The sequence below is a fragment of the Vogesella indigofera genome (genome assembly GCF_028548395.1).
In the GTDB taxonomy this organism is placed as follows: domain Bacteria; phylum Pseudomonadota; class Gammaproteobacteria; order Burkholderiales; family Chromobacteriaceae; genus Vogesella; species Vogesella indigofera_A.
Map to the genome: position 1 here is coordinate 380,363 of NZ_JAQQLA010000003.1, position 16,653 is coordinate 397,015.

The 16,653-nt window shown below is 62.9% G+C and carries 19 protein-coding genes; 15 read left to right on the forward strand and 4 right to left on the reverse strand.

The window, feature by feature from the left end; translation table 11 throughout:
• Nucleotides 1-5 precede the first annotated feature (5 nt).
• The 4 genes from acnD to prpB form a co-directional block, all read right to left on the reverse strand.
• Complete coding sequence (acnD, locus tag PQU89_RS03800; RefSeq protein WP_272764691.1) at nucleotides 6-2,609, reverse strand: Fe/S-dependent 2-methylisocitrate dehydratase AcnD; 2,604 nt, start codon at nucleotides 2,607-2,609, stop codon at nucleotides 6-8.
• A 107-nt stretch (nucleotides 2,610-2,716) separates the two neighbouring features.
• Nucleotides 2,717-3,868 carry a bifunctional 2-methylcitrate synthase/citrate synthase gene (gene prpC, locus PQU89_RS03805; protein WP_272764692.1) on the reverse strand — a complete coding sequence of 384 codons (1,152 nt, stop codon included), beginning with the start codon at nucleotides 3,866-3,868 and terminating at the stop codon, nucleotides 2,717-2,719.
• A 48-nt stretch (nucleotides 3,869-3,916) separates the two neighbouring features.
• Entirely contained in the window at nucleotides 3,917-4,243 is a 327-nt protein-coding gene (locus tag PQU89_RS03810) for a cupin domain-containing protein (RefSeq protein ID WP_272764693.1), read from the reverse strand.
• A 32-nt stretch (nucleotides 4,244-4,275) separates the two neighbouring features.
• Nucleotides 4,276-5,148 (reverse strand): methylisocitrate lyase, encoded by an 873-nt coding sequence (gene prpB, locus PQU89_RS03815; RefSeq protein WP_272764694.1) that lies wholly within the window; start codon nucleotides 5,146-5,148, stop codon nucleotides 4,276-4,278.
• 266 nt (nucleotides 5,149-5,414) lie between these two features.
• Between prpB and rpoE the strand changes: the two genes are divergently transcribed.
• From rpoE to acpS, 15 genes are all read left to right on the forward strand, one after another.
• Nucleotides 5,415-6,014: an RNA polymerase sigma factor RpoE gene (rpoE, locus tag PQU89_RS03820; RefSeq protein ID WP_047966280.1), complete on the forward strand. Its 600-nt coding sequence runs from the start codon at nucleotides 5,415-5,417 to the stop codon at nucleotides 6,012-6,014.
• 7 nt (nucleotides 6,015-6,021) lie between these two features.
• Nucleotides 6,022-6,516, forward strand: coding sequence for a sigma-E factor negative regulatory protein (locus tag PQU89_RS03825; RefSeq protein ID WP_272764695.1), 495 nt, complete (start codon nucleotides 6,022-6,024; stop codon nucleotides 6,514-6,516).
• Entirely contained in the window at nucleotides 6,516-7,463 is a 948-nt protein-coding gene (locus PQU89_RS03830) for a MucB/RseB C-terminal domain-containing protein (RefSeq protein ID WP_272764696.1), read from the forward strand. The genes PQU89_RS03825 and PQU89_RS03830 overlap by 1 nt, the downstream gene beginning before the upstream one ends.
• 2 nt (nucleotides 7,464-7,465) lie before the next feature.
• Nucleotides 7,466-7,939: a SoxR reducing system RseC family protein gene (locus tag PQU89_RS03835; protein WP_272764697.1), complete on the forward strand. Its 474-nt coding sequence runs from the start codon at nucleotides 7,466-7,468 to the stop codon at nucleotides 7,937-7,939.
• Nucleotides 7,921-9,336: a DegQ family serine endoprotease gene (locus PQU89_RS03840; protein WP_272764698.1), complete on the forward strand. Its 1,416-nt coding sequence runs from the start codon at nucleotides 7,921-7,923 to the stop codon at nucleotides 9,334-9,336. The genes PQU89_RS03835 and PQU89_RS03840 overlap by 19 nt, the downstream gene beginning before the upstream one ends.
• Entirely contained in the window at nucleotides 9,333-9,587 is a 255-nt protein-coding gene (locus PQU89_RS03845) for a glutaredoxin family protein (RefSeq protein ID WP_272764699.1), read from the forward strand. Before PQU89_RS03840 ends, PQU89_RS03845 begins: the two co-directional genes overlap by 4 nt.
• Before the next feature lie 63 nt (nucleotides 9,588-9,650).
• The gene (gene lepA, locus PQU89_RS03850; RefSeq protein WP_272764700.1) at nucleotides 9,651-11,444 is read left to right on the forward strand and encodes a translation elongation factor 4; all 1,794 of its coding nucleotides are present in this window, start codon (nucleotides 9,651-9,653) and stop codon (nucleotides 11,442-11,444) included.
• Nucleotides 11,445-12,407 (forward strand): signal peptidase I, encoded by a 963-nt coding sequence (lepB, locus tag PQU89_RS03855; protein ID WP_272764701.1) that lies wholly within the window; start codon nucleotides 11,445-11,447, stop codon nucleotides 12,405-12,407.
• A 20-nt stretch (nucleotides 12,408-12,427) separates the two neighbouring features.
• Nucleotides 12,428-12,796 carry a DUF4845 domain-containing protein gene (locus PQU89_RS03860; protein ID WP_272764702.1) on the forward strand — a complete coding sequence of 123 codons (369 nt, stop codon included), beginning with the start codon at nucleotides 12,428-12,430 and terminating at the stop codon, nucleotides 12,794-12,796.
• Between the two features lie 5 nt (nucleotides 12,797-12,801).
• Nucleotides 12,802-13,506 carry a ribonuclease III gene (gene rnc, locus PQU89_RS03865; RefSeq protein ID WP_053068071.1) on the forward strand — a complete coding sequence of 235 codons (705 nt, stop codon included), beginning with the start codon at nucleotides 12,802-12,804 and terminating at the stop codon, nucleotides 13,504-13,506.
• Nucleotides 13,507-13,509: 3 nt separating this feature from the next.
• Nucleotides 13,510-14,400 carry a GTPase Era gene (era, locus tag PQU89_RS03870; protein ID WP_272764703.1) on the forward strand — a complete coding sequence of 297 codons (891 nt, stop codon included), beginning with the start codon at nucleotides 13,510-13,512 and terminating at the stop codon, nucleotides 14,398-14,400.
• A 21-nt stretch (nucleotides 14,401-14,421) separates the two neighbouring features.
• Nucleotides 14,422-14,778, forward strand: coding sequence for an antibiotic biosynthesis monooxygenase family protein (locus PQU89_RS03875; RefSeq protein ID WP_272764704.1), 357 nt, complete (start codon nucleotides 14,422-14,424; stop codon nucleotides 14,776-14,778).
• A complete protein-coding gene (recO, locus tag PQU89_RS03880) occupies nucleotides 14,759-15,487 on the forward strand; it encodes a DNA repair protein RecO (RefSeq protein ID WP_272764705.1) in 729 nt (242 codons plus the stop codon). The genes PQU89_RS03875 and recO overlap by 20 nt, the downstream gene beginning before the upstream one ends.
• A 25-nt stretch (nucleotides 15,488-15,512) precedes the next feature.
• The gene (gene pdxJ / locus PQU89_RS03885; RefSeq protein WP_272764706.1) at nucleotides 15,513-16,247 is read left to right on the forward strand and encodes a pyridoxine 5'-phosphate synthase; all 735 of its coding nucleotides are present in this window, start codon (nucleotides 15,513-15,515) and stop codon (nucleotides 16,245-16,247) included.
• On the forward strand, nucleotides 16,247-16,642 hold the full coding sequence (gene acpS / locus PQU89_RS03890; protein ID WP_272764707.1) for a holo-ACP synthase: 396 nt from the start codon (nucleotides 16,247-16,249) through the stop codon (nucleotides 16,640-16,642). Before pdxJ ends, acpS begins: the two co-directional genes overlap by 1 nt.
• Nucleotides 16,643-16,653 lie beyond the last annotated feature (11 nt).

The window sequence follows — 16,653 nt, forward strand, 5'->3', positions numbered from 1 at the left end:
CTGCCTCAAGCCGTCTGTGCCGACTCCAGGAAGTCCTTGGCAAAGCGCTGCAACACGCCGCCGGCTTCGTATACCGATACTTCTTCGGAGGAATCCAGACGGCAGGTCACCGGTACTTGTACGCTTTCACCGTTGCGACGATGGATCAGCAGCGTCAGCTCGGCACGCGGGGTGAGCTTGCCCTGCACATCGTAGGTCTCGGTACCGTCCAGCTGCAGCGTCTTGCGGGTGGTGCCCGGCTGGAACTCCAGCGGCAGCACGCCCATGCCGATCAGGTTGGTGCGGTGGATGCGCTCGAAGCCTTCGGCCACTATGGCTTCCACCCCGGCTAGGCGTACGCCCTTGGCGGCCCAGTCACGCGAGCTGCCCTGGCCGTAGTCGGCGCCGGCAATGATGATCAGCGGCTGTTTGCGGTTCATATAGGTTTCGATGGCTTCCCACATGCGCATTACCTTGCCTTCCGGTTCCACGCGCGCCAGCGAGCCTTTCTGCACTTCGCCGTCCACCACCGCCATCTCGTTCACCAGCTGCGGATTGGCGAAGGTGGCGCGTTGCGCGGTGAGGTGGTCGCCGCGGTGGGTGGCGTAGGAGTTGAAGTCCTCCTCCGGCAGGCCCATCTTGTGCAGGTACTCGCCGGCTGCCGAGTTCATCAGGATGGCGTTGGACGGCGACAGGTGGTCGGTGGTGATGTTGTCCGGCAGCAGTGCCAGCGGACGCATGCCGCGCAGGGTGCGCTCACCGGCCAGCGCGCCCTCCCAGTACGGCGGGCGGCGGATGTAGGTGGACTGCGGGCGCCAGTCGTACAGCGGCGAGGCGGCCTTCTCGGCGGCACGCTTCTCGAACATCGGGATGTAGATCTGGTTGAACTGCTCCGGCTTCACCGCGCGGGCCACGATGGCGTCGATTTCCTCATCGCTCGGCCAGATATCCTTGAGGCGAATTTCCTTGCCATCCACCACGGTCAGCACGTCCTGCTCGATGTCGAAGCGCACGGTACCGGCGATGGCGTAGGCCACCACCAGCGGCGGGGAGGCCAGGAAGGCCTGCTTGGCATACGGGTGGATGCGGCCATCGAAGTTGCGGTTGCCGGACAGCACGGCGGTGGCATACAGGTCGCGGTCAATGATTTCCTGCTGGATTTTCGGTTCCAGTGCGCCGGACATGCCGTTACAGGAGGTGCAGGCGTAGGCGACGATGCCGAAGCCCAGCGCTTCCAGATCATCCAGCAGGCCGGCTTCTTCCAGGTACAGCTTCACTACCTTGGAGCCTGGGGCCAGCGAGGTCTTTACCCACGGCTTGCGTACCAGGCCGAGCTTGCGGGCATTGCGTGCCAGCAGTCCGGCGGCGATCACGTTGCGTGGGTTGCTGGTGTTGGTGCAACTGGTGATGGCGGCGATGATCACCGCGCCATCCGGCATCAGGCCCTGGGCTTCCTGCTCGCGGGCGGCGGCCAGGTTGGCCGCAATGCCGCGCTCGGCCAGTGCGGAGGTCGGTAGGCGCTTGTGCGGGTTGGACGGGCCGGCCATGTTGCGAACCACGCTGGACAGGTCGAAGCGCAGCACGCGCTCGTATTGTACCTTGCGCAGGCTGTCGGCCCACAGGCCGGCTTCCCTGGCGTAGGTTTCCACCAGCTTTACCTGTTCGTCGCTGCGGCCGGTCAGGCGCAGGTAGTCCAGCGTCTGGCCGTCGATAGCGAACATGGCGGCGGTGGCGCCGTATTCCGGGGCCATGTTGGAGATGGTGGCGCGGTCGCCAATGGTCAGGCTGGCGGCACCTTCGCCGTAGAATTCCAGGTAGGCACCCACCACTTTTTCGCGGCGCAGGAATTCGGTCAGCGCCAGCACCACGTCGGTGGCGGTGATGCCGGGCTGGCGGCGGCCGCTCAGCTCCACGCCGACGATATCCGGTAGCCGCATCCACGAGGCGCGGCCCAGCATCACGTTTTCGGCTTCCAGGCCGCCCACGCCCACCGCGATCACGCCCAGCGCATCCACGTGCGGGGTGTGGCTGTCGGTGCCGACGCAGGTATCCGGGAAGGCCACGCCGTTGTCGGCGTGAATCACCGGCGACATTTTCTCCAGGTTGATCTGGTGCATGATGCCGTTGCCGGCCGGGATCACGTCCACGTTGTCGAATGCGGTCTTGGTCCACTCGATGAAGTGGAAGCGGTCTTCGTTGCGACGATCTTCGATGTCACGGTTCTTCTGGAACGCATCCGGGTCGAAACCGCCGCATTCCACTGCCAGCGAGTGGTCGACGATCAGTTGCACCGGCACCACCGGGTTGACCTTGGCCGGGTCGCCGCCCTGGTCGGCAATGGCGTCACGCAGGCCGGCCAGGTCCACCAGCGCGGTCTGACCGAGGATGTCGTGGCATACCACGCGCGCCGGGAACCACGGGAAATCGCGCTCGCGCTTGCGTTCGATCAGCTGCGTCAGGCAGTCATTGATGATGGCTGGGTCGGCGCGGCGCACGATGTTCTCGGCGTGCACGCGGGCGGTGTAGGGCAGTCCGGCCCAGGCGCCGGGTTTGAGGGCGTCAACGGCGGCACGGGCGTCGAAGTAGTCGAGGGCGGTGCCGGGCAGGGGTTTGCGGTATTGGCTGTTCATGGCATGGGCACGAGGGTGAGGTTGCTGATCACCTTGCGGCCAACGTTGGCCGCAAGGTGCCGGTGCTAATTATTGTATTGAGGTCGCGCCGGGCGCGACCTGCCGGCTTATCGCTTCGCCAGCGGTACGAAGGCCTGGTCTTCCGGGCCGATGTAGTTGGCGCTCGGGCGGATGATCTTGCCGTCGATGCGCTGTTCGATCACGTGCGCGCTCCAGCCGCTGGTACGGGCGATCACGAACAGCGGGGTGAACATGGCGGTCGGCACGCCCATCATGTGATAGCTCACGGCGCTGAACCAGTCCAAGTTGGGGAACATCTTCTTGATGTCCCACATCACGCTTTCCAGGCGTTCGGCGATATCGAACATCTTGCTGTCGCCGGCAGCCTGCGACAGCTCGCGCGCCACTTCCTTGATCACCTTGTTGCGCGGGTCGCTGATGGTGTACACCGGGTGGCCGAAGCCGATCACCACTTCCTTGCGCTCGACGCGGGCCTTGATGTCGGCCTCGGCTTCGTCCGGATTCTCGTAGCGCTTCTGCACCTCGAACGCCACCTCGTTGGCGCCGCCGTGTTTCGGGCCGCGCAGCGCGCCGATGGCGCCGGTGATGGCGCTGTACATGTCGGAGCCGGTGCCGGCGATGACGCGGGCGGTGAAGGTGGAAGCGTTGAACTCGTGTTCGGCGTACAGGTTGAGCGAGGTGTGCATCGCGCGGACCCACTGCTCGGACGGCTTCTGGCCGTGCAGCAGGTGCAGGAAGTGGCCGCCGATGGAATCGTCGTCGGTTTCCACCTCGATGCGCTTGCCGTTGTGGCTGAAGTGGTACCAGTACAGCAGCATGGAGCCCAGGCTGGCCATCAGGCGGTCGGCGATGTCACGCGCGCCCGGCACGTTGTGATCGTCCTTTTCCGGCAGGGTGCAGCCCAATGCCGACACGCCGCTGCGCATCACGTCCATCGGGTGCGAGGCGGCCGGCAGCGCTTCCAGCACTGCTTTCACCGACGCTGGCAGGCCGCGCAGCGATTTCAGCTTCTTCTTGTAGCCGGTCAGCTCGGCCTGGTTCGGCAGTTTGCCGTGTACCAGCAGGTAGGCCACTTCCTCGAATTCGGTATCGGCGGCCAGGTCCAGAATGTCGTAGCCGCGGTAGTGCAGGTCGTTGCCGCTGCGGCCAACGGTGCACAGCTCGGTATTGCCGGCGGCGACGCCGGAGAGTGCGACAGATTTCTTGGCTTTGGGAAGCACTTGGAGTGATTCGGTCATTTCTTCCTTCTCCTGCTGCTGGTATTGACTGGGTTGTGCGTTGTCGAATTATTTTTCGCTGAAAAAAACGGCCAGCCAGACGCTGTCCTGCGCTGGCGTGGTCCAGGCCACGCGGTGCCGGCAATGGGCCGGGATCATCACCGCATCGCCGGGCGCCAGCCGCTGGCGGCGGGGTGGATCGGCGTACGCCAGTTCTGCGGCGCCAGCCAGCAGTAGCACCCACTCGTGTTCGTCCTGGTCGTACCAGAAGTCCTCGAGCGAGGCGTGCCCGCGCGACACGATGCGTTCCACGCGAAAACCGGTGCTGCCGGAGAACAGCGTCTGGAACAGCTCTTGCGGCAGGCTGGCCGGAATGTCCGCGAACAGATTGGGCATGGTGTGCACCGTCGCGCCACTTGCTTGGCCGCTTACTTGCCCTGGCTGAACAGTGCGTCCAGCTTCTGCTCGTAGGCGTGGTAATCAAGGTGTTCGTACAGTTCCATGCGCGTCTGCATGGTGTCGACCACGTTCTGCTGCGTGCCGTCGCGGCGGATGGCGCCGTAGACGTTGAGCGCCGCCTGGCTCATGGCGCGGAACGCCGACAGCGGGTACAGCACCAGCCCGACACCGTTGGCGCCCAGCTGTTCGGTGGTGTACAGCGGGGTGGCGCCGAACTCGGTGATGTTGGCGAGCACCGGCACTTTCACCGCCTCGGCAAACTGCTTGTACATCGCCAGGTCGGTGATCGCTTCCGGGAAAATCATGTCGGCACCGGCTTCGACGCAGGCAACCGCGCGCTCAATCGCCGCTTCCAGTCCCTCGACCGCCAGAGCGTCGGTACGGGCCATGATCACCATGCCGTGCTTGCGCGCATCTACCGCTGCCTTCACGCGATCCACCATTTCTTCCTGGCTGACGATGGCCTTGTTCGGGCGGTGGCCGCAGCGCTTCTGCTGCACCTGGTCTTCGATGTGTACCGCGGCGGCACCGGCTTTTTCCAGGTTGCGCACCGCGCGGGCGATGTTGAAGGCGCCGCCCCAGCCGGTGTCGATGTCCACCAGCAGCGGCAGCTCGGTGACGTCGGTGATGCGGCGCACGTCGATCAGTACGTCTTCCAGCGTGGTGATGCCGAGGTCGGGGATGCCGCAGGAGCAGGCGGCGACACCGCCACCGGACAGGTACAGTGCCTTGAAGCCGCTGTGCTCGGCCAGACGGGCAGCGTAGGCATTCACCGCGCCGACGACTTGCAAGGGTTTTTCGTTGGCAACTGCATCGCGGAAACGTTGGCCGGGTGTCGTCATCGGGTTTCTCCAGTCTTCGGGTTCGGGTGTGAGGTTCTGGTGTTTTGTGTTCTAGAGTGGTTATTCATATTCTAGCAAGTGCTTGGTAAATTGGTAAACGAATTTCTGCGCGCGCTTTTGCTAGATGTGAATAGCTTTGTTATAAGTGCAACGGCTTGTACGGTGAACTTATCCCGGATACGGCAGGTCACAGTTTCTGTCCTGTGTTGGCCCAGCGTTGGCCACAACAAAAACAAGCAGGACGAATCAGGGAGATAACGGCAACGATGAGTGATCGTGATATCGATCAGCAATTGGTCGAGCGTGCGCAGCGTGGTGAGAAACGCGCGTTCGATCTGTTGGTGGCAAAGTACCAGCGACGGCTTTCCCGCCTGTTGTCACGCTTTATCCGCGATTCGGCGGATATCGAGGACGTGACGCAAGAAGCGTTTGTAAAGGCCTATCGTGCACTGCCTTCGTTTCGCGGTGAAAGTGCGTTTTATACCTGGCTATATCGTATTGGCATCAATACGGCCAAGAATTTTTTGACTTCCGCCGGCCGCCGGCCGGTAATCAGCGCCGAGTTCGAGGACGAGGATGGCGAAAGCCTGGACATGGCCTCGCAGGTGCCGGATTACCACACACCGGAAGCCGAGATGATGAACCAGCAGATACTCGCCGCGGTCAATGCCGCGGTGGAGCGACTGCCGGAAGAATTGCGCACGGCCATTTCGCTGCGTGAGATGGAAGGTCTCAGCTACGACGAAATTGCCAGTGCCATGAACTGTCCAATCGGTACCGTGCGGTCGCGGATCTTCCGTGCCCGTGAAGCGATCGCGGCAGAGTTGCGTCCCTTGCTGGATACGGCAAAAAACAAAAGATGGTGAACCGATTATGAAACAAAACCTTTCTTCCTTGATGGATGGGGAGCTGGACGATGCGGCTTCCACTCAGTGTATTCGTGCGCTGGATACTGATCCGGAGTTGAAAGCGGCATGGAATGAATACCATCTGATTGGTGATGCAATTCGCGGCTCTGCGCTGTTGTCGGTCGATGTGCGTGCCGAAGTCGGGCAGGCGCTGCAGCAGGAGCCGACGGTGCTGGCGCCCAAGCCCAAGCGCGGGTCATCGGGCCTGATGCGTTACGCCATGGCGGCGTCCTTCGCGCTGGCGGGGGTGGTCGGCTGGGCGGTGTGGCAGAGCCAGCCGGAACCGGTGCCGGGCCTGATGGCGCAGGCGGTGTCGACGCCGCAGGGCGGCGCGGTGCAGGTGTCGGCCGAGCTGAACTCCTCGCGCAATTCTTATTTGCAGGCCCATCGTGACATGATGGCCGCCGAGGGGCTGGAACGTGTCAATCTGGCGGAACCGGTGTCGGGGGTGGCGCGCTGATGGTCAAGTTTGCCGGTTATCTGTTGCTGGGCATTCCATTGTTGGCGGCCGCGGAGTCGGATTGGGATCTGTTGCAAAAAGCCGCGCAGGCGGGCCGTCACCAGGCGCTGAGCGGTAGCTATACCCACCACGTCGATGACGAGCTGGAAACCTTCCGCCTGTATCGCGCGCAGGAAGGCGGCGTGGTGCGCGAGCGGCGCGAGTCGATGGACGGCATGCCGCGCGAACTGGTGCGCGACGACAACGAGCTGACCTGCTACGCGCCGGACACCAAGGCGCTGAGTGCGGCCAAGGTCAATGCCATCAAGCTGTTTCCGGCGATCCTGCCGGAGCGTTCGCAAGACCTGAAGTCGGCCTACGTGCTGAGCCGCGGCAAGCTGGACCGTGTCGCGCGGCGCGATTGCCAGTGGCTGTTGCTGACACCGAAAGAGGCCAACCTGCGCTACGGCCTGAAGGTGTGCGTGGACCCGGCCAGCGCCTTGCCGCTGAAGACGGTGACCCACGATGCCAAGGGTGCGGTGATCGAGCAGTTTGCCTTCAGCGACCTGACACTGGGCAACCCGAAGGAGCGCGCCCTGCTGCGGCCGCGCTTCAAGTACAGCCTGGCGCTGGGCGCCGCGGTCAGTGCGCCGCAGGAAGTGGTGCCGGCCGATTTCGAGATACGCGGCATGCCGACCGGCTTCCGTCTGTTGCGCTACGCGACTCGCCAGTTGCCGGGACACGACTCCCCGGTGTCACATTTTGTCTATACCGATGGTCTGGCCAAGCTGTCGCTGTTTGTCGAAACCGGCAAGGGAGAGGCGGACTCGCATCCGGCGGTGATTGGTCCCGGCGGGCTGGGGCTGGCGTCGCGCCGGCTGGGTAACCAGGTGCTGACCGTGGTCGGTGACCTGCCGGAGCAGGGACTGGAAAACGTGATCAACACCGTGCGCGTGATCAAGAAATAAGCATGCTGGAAACCGAAGCCCAGGTGGTGTCCATCCATGGCGGCGAAGCCATTGTGCGGCCAGCGCCGCATTCCCCGTGCGGGCAGTGCGACCCGGTGCACGGCTGCCGTTCGCTGTCGCTGGCGCGGATGTTCGTGCTGCGCGAGCCGCTGTTCCGCGTGCGCAATCCGTCCGCAGCCGGCGTCGGCGACAAGGTGATTGTCGCCGTGCACGAGCGCGCGCTGCTGGTGTCGACCGGCCTGTTGTACTGCCTGCCCTTGCTGGCACTGCTGGCGGGCGCGGTGCTGGGGCGGGCGCTGGGCGAGTTGCCATCGGTGCTCTTGGCTTTTTCCCTGTTTGCCCTGACCTTGTGGTGGGTCAAACGCTATGCCGCAGTCGTGACCACCCGGCAGTTCTTCATGCCCAGCATCGTGCGCCGGGTCGATCCGTCTCTGATCATTCAGGAGAAAACAGAAACATGCCGTTCAAGAAACTGATCCTGTGTTCTGCCATGTTGGCCGCACTGGGCGCCACGGCGCCCGCGCTGGCGGCGCCACAGGTGTTGCCCGACTTTACCCAGCTGGTCGAACAGCACGGGCGCGCGGTGGTGAACATCCGTACCGTGCAGACGGTGCGCGAGATGGTGCGCCAGATCCCGGAGGGGATGCAAAACGATCCGTTTGCCGAGTTCTTCCGCCGTTTTGCCCCGCCGCAACTACGTGAATACCGCACCGGCGGCCTCGGCTCCGGCTTCATCCTGTCGGCCGATGGCTACATCCTGACCAATGCCCACGTGGTGGCCGAGGCGGACGAGATGATCGTCACCCTCAGTGACAAGCGCGAGCTGAAGGCGCGCCTGATCGGCTCCGATGCGCGTACCGATGTCGCACTGCTGAAGGTCGATGCGGCCAACCTGCCGACGGTAAAACTCGGCAAGTCGGAAAAGCTGAAGGTCGGTGAGTGGGTGCTGGCGATCGGCTCGCCATTCGGTTTCGAGAGTACGGTGACCTCCGGTATTGTCTCGGCCAAGGGACGTCAGCTGCCGGACGAGAGCTATGTGCCGTTCATCCAGACCGATGCCGCGATCAATCCGGGCAACTCCGGTGGGCCGCTGTTCAATCTGGACGGCGAAGTGGTCGGCATCAATTCGCAGATCTACAGCCGCTCCGGCGGTTTCATGGGTATCTCCTTCGCCATTCCGATCGATGTCGCGCTGAATATCGCCGAGCAGCTGAAAAAGGATGGCAAGGTCAACCGCAGCCGCCTTGGGGTCAGCATTCAGGAGCTGACGCGCGAACTGGCCGCGTCGTTCGGCTTGAAAGAGCCGCAGGGCGCGTTGATCAATTCAGTGGAGAAGGGCGGTCCGGCGGAGCTGGCCGGCCTGCGTGCCGGCGACGTGGTGTTGAGCGTCAGCCGCGAGAATGTGCAGGCTTCGACTGATCTGCCGCGGCTGATCGGCGCGATCAAGCCGGGCTCGCGCGTGGAGCTGGGGGTGTGGCGCAACCGTGCGCTGTCACGGGTGACGGTGTTGACCGTCGCGCTGCAGGAAGAGGATCCGCGTACCGTCGAGCGTGCCTATCACGGCCACCAGCAGCAGGACGGTGACGCGATGAACCGTACCGGCCTGTCGGTGCAGTTGCTGGCGCCGCAGCTGGCACAGCAGCTGGGCGTCAGGTTCGGCCTGCAGGTGCGCAAGGTCGAGGGGCCGGCGCAGCGGGCCGGCATCGTGGTCGGTGACGTGATCATCGGTGTTGCCGGTGCCGAGCTGGGCAGCGTCAAGCAGCTGCAGGATGCCATCGCGGCGACGCCGGCGGGACAGGCGCTGCCGATGCGGCTGTTGCGACAGGGTAATCCGCTGTTCGTGGCACTGATGCCGGAGAAAAAAGCGCAATGAGGCAGCTGACACTCTATTTCCGCGAATACTGCAGCCTGTGCCACGACATGCTGGCGCAGCTGCAGCCGCTGCAGCAGCAACATGGCTTTACGCTGGACGTCGTCGATGTCGATGCCGACCCGCTGCTGGAAGAGAAGTACAACGAGCTGGTGCCGGTATTGATGGAAGGGGCGACCGAAATCTGCCACTGGCATCTCGACCTGCCGCGACTGCTTGCACGATTGGCTGCACAGCCAGGCGAAATCGGCTAAAATCCGCGCCAGTGTGAGTTATCAAGGGCACAAACCAGTGCCCTTAATTTTTGCTGGATTCTGATGAAAAATATCCGAAATTTCTCGATCATTGCCCATATTGACCATGGCAAATCGACCTTGGCTGACCGCTTTATCCAGTATTGCGGTGGCTTGGACATGCGTGAAATGAGCGCGCAGGTGCTCGATTCGATGGACATCGAAAAAGAGCGCGGCATTACCATCAAGGCGCAAACCGCCGCGCTGACCTACAAGGCGCGTGACGGCCAGGTCTACAACCTGAACCTGATCGACACGCCGGGACACGTCGACTTCAGCTACGAAGTCAGCCGTTCGCTGTCGGCGTGCGAAGGCGCGCTGCTGGTGGTCGATGCCTCGCAAGGCGTCGAGGCCCAGACCGTGGCCAACTGCTATACCGCCATCGAGCTGGGTGTGGAAGTGGTGCCGGTACTGAACAAGATCGACCTGCCGGCGGCCGATCCCGACCGCATTGCGCAGGAAATCGAGGACATCATCGGCATTGAGGCGGTAGACGCGGTGCGCGCCTCGGCCAAGTCCGGCATCGGTATCGAGGACATCCTCGAAACCGTGGTCAGCAAGATCCCGCCGCCGGAAGGCAATCCGGATGGCCCGCTGAAGGCGCTGATCATCGACTCGTGGTTCGACAACTACGTCGGCGTGGTGATGCTGGTGCGCGTGATTGACGGCCAGCTGAAGCCGAAGGACAAGATCAAGTTCATGGCCACCCAGGCCGAGCACCTGTGCGAACAGGTCGGCGTGTTCACACCGAAGTCGGTACAGCGTCAGAGCCTGAACGCGGGCGAAGTGGGCTTTGTCATCGCCGGTATCAAGGAGCTGAAATCGGCCAAGGTGGGCGACACCATCACCCTGGTGAACAGACCGGCAGATGCGCCGTTGCCGGGCTTCAAGGAAGTACAGTCGCAGGTGTTTGCCGGCCTGTATCCGGTGGAAAGCCACGACTACGAGTCGCTGCGCGATGCGCTGGAAAAACTGCAGCTGAACGATGCCTCGCTCAAGTACGAGCCGGAAGTGTCGCAGGCGCTGGGCTTCGGCTTCCGTTGCGGCTTCCTCGGCCTGCTGCACCTGGAAATCGTGCAGGAACGTCTTGAGCGCGAGTTCGACATGGACCTGATCACCACCGCGCCGACGGTGATCTACGAAGTGGTAATGAAGGACGGCACCATCAGCGAGGTATCCAATCCGTCGAAGATGCCGGAAGCGGGAAAGTACGAAGAACTGCGCGAGCCGATCATCACCGCCACCATTCTGGTGCCGCAGGATTATGTCGGCTCGGTGATGACATTGTGCAACCAGAAGCGCGGTGTGCAGCGCAATATGCAGTACATGGGCCGCCAGGTGATGCTGACCTACGACCTGCCGATGAATGAAGTGGTGATGGACTTCTTCGACAAGCTGAAGTCCACCAGCCGCGGCTATGCCTCGTTGGACTACGAGTTCAAGGAGTTCCAGGCCTCCGATCTGGTGAAGCTGGATGTGCTGGTCAACAGCGAAAAAGTCGATGCGCTGAGCCTGATCGTGCACCGTGCCACCAGCGTGTACCGAGGTCGCGAACTGGTGTCGAAGATGCGCGAACTGATTCCGCGCCAGATGTTCGACATTGCAGTGCAGGCGGCGATCGGCGGCCACATCATCTCCCGTGAGACGGTGAAGGCGCTGCGCAAAAACGTGCTGGCCAAGTGCTACGGTGGCGACATTACCCGTAAGAAAAAGCTGCTGGAAAAGCAGAAGGCCGGTAAGAAGCGGATGAAGCAGGTCGGCAACGTGGAGATTCCACAGGAAGCCTTCCTCGCGATCTTGCAAGTTGGGGACAAATAAATGGGGGCAAACCTGTTCTGGGTGTGGATGGTGCTGCTGGCGGTCGGTGTGATGCTGATCGCGTTTGGCGGCAAGCGTGATGACGGTACGCACGCTTCGTCCATCGAGTGGGGGTATCTGGCGATTCTGGGCGGGGCTTTCGGTCTGCTCTCCGACCACATGAGTTTCACCGCGGTGATGCTGCTGGTGGTGGTGGTGACCGGTGGCGTGTGGCTGTTCGACAAGCTGGTGCTGGCCAAGCGCCGGCAGCCGGGCGTGGTAGTGCCGCACTACATCGACTTCCCGCGCGGCTTCTTCCCGGTGATCGCGGTGGTGTTCCTGCTGCGAGCCTTCGTGGTCGAGCCGTTCCAGATTCCTTCTAGCTCGATGCGCCCGGGACTGGTGGTTGGTGACTTCATCCTGGTCAACAAGTTCGGCTACGGCCTGCGCGTGCCGGTGCTGAACAAGGTGTTCGTGCCGGTCGGCACGGTCGAGCATGGCGACGTGGTGGTGTTTACCTATCCTGAAAACGAGAAGGTCAGCTTCATCAAGCGCGCCATCGGTTTGCCGGGCGACACGGTGGAATACCGCAACAAGCAGCTGTCGGTGAATGGCAAGCCGCTACCGCGCCTGAGCGTCGGCGAGCACAGCTATCTGGAACAGGGCTTGATGTTGGTGCAGAACCAGCGCTATACCGAAACCCTGGGCAAGGTCAGCTACGATACGCTGGTCATTCCTGAGGCGCCGGTTTATAACCCGGCAGGTGTGCGTTCCTTCGCGCTGCGCGAAAATTGTGAATACCTTGCTGACGGCTTCAGCTGCAAGGTACCGCAGGGACACTATTTCATGATGGGTGACAACCGCGACAATAGCGAAGACAGCCGCTACTGGGGCTTTGTCGAGGACCGCTTGCTGGTGGGCAAGGCGTTCCTGATCTGGCTGAACCTTGGTGACTTCTCGCGTATTGGCAAATCCATCCATTAATCCGGGTGCAGGAGCATGATATGAAGCAGCAACGTGGTTTTTCCCTGTTGGTGGTGCTGGCGCTGGCCATCGTGTTGTCGGTGGTGCTGCTGGCCTTCTTCAAGCTGCTGCCGGCGTATACCGAATATTTTGCGATCAAGAAGACGATCGACGAAATGGTGGTGACCCCGGGTAAAACCGAAGGTGAATTGCGCCGCGAATTCAGGGACCGTACCACGGTGCACGGCATCGTCTCGATCAAGCCGGAAGACCTGCTGATCCTGACGACACCGACCGCGGTCGGCATCGGCGTGCGTTATCGCCGCGAAGTGCCCCTGGTCGACCATCTTGGCCTGATCCTTTCTTTTGAACATGAGGCAGGTACCCCTGTCCTGGAATCGAATCCCTAAACATAGTGAATCAGTCTGATCAACGCTTCCGGCGCCTGTGTACGGCGCTGGATTATTCTTTTAGCCGCTTCGAATTGCTGCGTCAGGCGGTGACCCATCGCAGCTTTGGCGCGCCGAACAACGAACGTTTCGAGTTCGTTGGCGACAGCATTCTCAACTACACCGTCGCCAAGATGCTGTTCGATCACTTTCCGAAACTGTCGGAAGGTGAACTGTCGCGCTTGCGGGCCAACCTGGTGAACCAGAGCACGCTGGCCGAGATCGCGCAGCAGCTGAAGCTGGGTGACTACCTGTACCTGGGAGAGGGCGAGCTGAAGAGCGGTGGTTTCAACCGGCCGTCTATCCTGGCCGATGCGGTAGAGGCCATCTTTGCCGCCATCAGCTTCGATACCGACTTCATGGCGGCGGAGCGTGTGGTGCGCCGCCTGTACCAGGAGCGCGTGGTCGCCATCGACCCCAGCAAGCACGCCAAGGACGCCAAGACCCGGCTGCAGGAGGCGCTGCAGGCGCGCCGGCTGTCTCTGCCGCGCTACAGCATCCTGTCGCAGAGCGGCGAAGCGCACGAGCAGAGCTTTCGCGTGCAGTGCGATCTGGCCGAGCTGAGCATCATTACCACCGGCGACGGCATCAGCCGTCGCGGGGCAGAGCAGCAGGCGGCCGATGCTGCGCTGCTGCTGCTTGAACAACACTTTGCCGCAGGCAAGAAATAAGCCATGACCGATACCGATTTCCGCTGTGGCTTTGTCGCCATCGTTGGCCGCCCCAATGTGGGCAAATCCACGCTGATGAACCATCTCATCGGCCAGAAGATCAGCATTACCTCGAAAAAGGCGCAGACCACGCGCCACCGCGTCAACGGTATCCATACCGAGCCGAACGCGCAGTTCGTGTTCGTCGATACCCCGGGCTTCCAGACCTTCCACAAGGGCGCGCTCAATGCCACGCTGAACCAGTCGGTGAAGGACACCCTGGGTAGCGTCGATTGCGTGCTGTTCGTGCTGGAGGCGATGCGGCTGTCCAACGCCGACCGCGAGGTGATGGCGCTGCTGCCGAAGAACACGCCGGTGATCCTGGTGCTGAACAAGGTCGACAAGGCCAAGGACAGCCTGATGTTGAGCATGTTTATCGACCAGGTTCGCGCCGAGTTCGAATTCGCCGACGCCGAAGTGGTCAGCGCCAAGCACGGCCAGCGTCTGGCCGAGCTGCTGGACAAGGTGCGTCCGCACCTGCCAGTCTCGGTGCCGCTGTACCCTGAGGACATGATCACCGACAAGAGCCAGCGCTTCCTCGCCGCCGAGATCGTGCGCGAGAAGCTGTTCCGCTACCTGGGTGAAGAGCTGCCGTACGAGATGAACGTGGAAGTCGAAGCGTTCGAGGTCGACGGCCACATGTTCCGCATCCACGTCGCCATCCTGGTGGACAAGGAAGGGCAGAAGCCGATCGTGATCGGCCGTGGCGGCGAGAAACTGAAGAAAATTTCCACCGAGGCCCGCCTCGACATGGAGCAGCTGTTCGACTGCAAGGTGTTCCTCGAGGTGTGGGTGAAGGTGAAATCCGGCTGGGCCGACGACGTGCGCTTCCTGCGCGATTTCGGCCTGAACTGAGACTGAGCAAAGGTTGGCCGCATGTTTGCCCGTACCCCGACACCGCCCTACTGGGCGGTGATTTTTAGCAGCCAGCGCAGCGCTGTCGAACAAGGCTACGCCGACATGGGCGAGCGCATGGTCGAACTGGCGGCGCAGCAGCCCGGTTTTCTCGGCGTGGAAAGCGTGCGCGATGCCGACGGCTTCGGCATCACCGTGTCGTACTGGGACAGCGAAGCGGCCATCGCGGCGTGGAAGGCCAATAGCGAGCACCAGCTGGCGCAGCGGCAGGGCTTTGCGCAGTGGTATGCCGGCTTCGAGCTGCGCGTGGCGCAGGTTGGTCGCGTGCACAGCTGGCGCAAGCCGCAGGCAGGGACGGATGCAGCAGGGCAGGGTTGATCGCCAGCCGGCCTATGTGCTGCACACCCAGCCCTACCGCGAGACCAGCCTGCTGGTGGAAGTGCTGACCCGTGATTACGGCCGTTTCACGCTGGTGGCACGTGGCGCGCGGCGGCCACGCTCCGACTTGCGCGGGCTGTTGCTGCCGTTCCAGCCCTTGCAGCTGGCCTGGTTTGGCAAGGGCGAATTGCGCACCTTGCACACCGCCGACTGGCGCGGTGGCGTGCCGCAGTTTGCCGGTGCACGGCTGGTGATCGGTTTCTATCTCAACGAGCTGGTGCTGCGCCTCGCGGCCCGCGACGATCCGTCGCCGGCGCTGTTCAAGCTGTACGATCGCGCGGTGCGCAGCCTGGTCGACCATGCGCTGACCGCCACCGTGCTGCGCCGCTTCGAGCTGGCGCTGCTGGACGAGCTGGGCTACGCGCCGGCGCTGACACAGGATCAGCTGGCGCAGGCCATTGCGCCGCAGGCGCGCTACCTGTGCCGCTTCGGCGCCGCGCCGGCGCTGACTGACGGCGAACAGGCGCCGCGCGGTGCGGCCAACGTCAGTGGCGCCACCTTGCTGGCGCTGGCCGCCGCCGATTTCGAGCAGCCGCAAACCCGGCGCGAAGCGCGCCTGTTGTTACGGCTGTTGCTGGATGAATTGCTGGGCCCGGAGCCGCTGGCTTCGCGCGAACTGCTGACTACCCTCTACGCGCTGTCCGACTGACGGCGCGCCTTGCCGGAGATACAGAATGATACTGCTAGGTGTAAACATCGATCATGTGGCGACGCTGCGCCAGGCACGCGGCACCCGTTTCCCCAGCCCGATCGAAGCGGCGCTGGTGGCCGAATCCAGCGGTGCCGACCTGATCACGCTGCATCTGCGTGAAGACCGTCGTCATATCCAGGACCACGATGTCGATACCATGCGCCGTGTGATCAAGACACGCATGAACCTGGAAATGGCGCTGACCGACGAGATGCTGGCCAACGCGCTGCGCGTGCAGCCGGAAGACGTGTGCCTGGTGCCGGAAAAGCGCGAGGAAGTGACCACCGAGGGCGGTCTCGACGTGATCCGCTACTTTGACCAGGTGCGCGACTTCACCCGTCAGCTGACGGCCGCAGGCAGCCGGGTGTCGATCTTCATCGACCCCGACCGCGAGCAGATCCAGGCGGCGTTCGACGCCGGTGCCCGCGTGATCGAGCTGCACACCGGCGCCTACGCCCACGTCGATTTCAAGCATGACGAGCAGCAGGCAGAGCTGGCCCGCATCCGCGAGGCGGCGGTTTTCGGCAGCCACCTCGGCATGGTGGTCAACGCCGGTCACGGCCTCAACTACCACAACGTCAAGCCGATCGCCGCGATCGAGGAGATCGCCGAGCTGAACATCGGTCACGCGCTGGTCAGTCATGCGCTATTTGTCGGCTTTGCCGAGGCGGTGCGCCAGATGAAGGCGCTGATGATCGAAGGTCGTCAGGGGCTGTAATGATTTACGGCATCGGCACCGACATGGCGCGCATCGAGCGCTTCGATGCGCTGCTGGCACGGCACGGTTTGCGTTGTGGCCAACGTTTGCTGGCCGAGTCCGAGCTGACCGAACTGGCGCAGGCGAAACAGCCGGCGCGCTTTCTCGCCAAGCGCTTCGCCGCCAAGGAGGCACTGGGCAAGGCGCTGGGTACCGGCGTGCGCGCGCCGGTGCTGCTGACCGCGATCGCCGTGGTGCACGATGCGTTGGGCAAGCCGATGTTTGCCTTTTCCGATCCGCTGCAGGCCTTCCTGCACCAGCGTGGCATCTGCGCGGTGCACCTGTCGATCAGCGATGAACAACAACACGCGTTCGCTTTCGTGGTCTGCGAAAGCGCGCTTGCGGCCAACCTTTGATGGCGTCCACT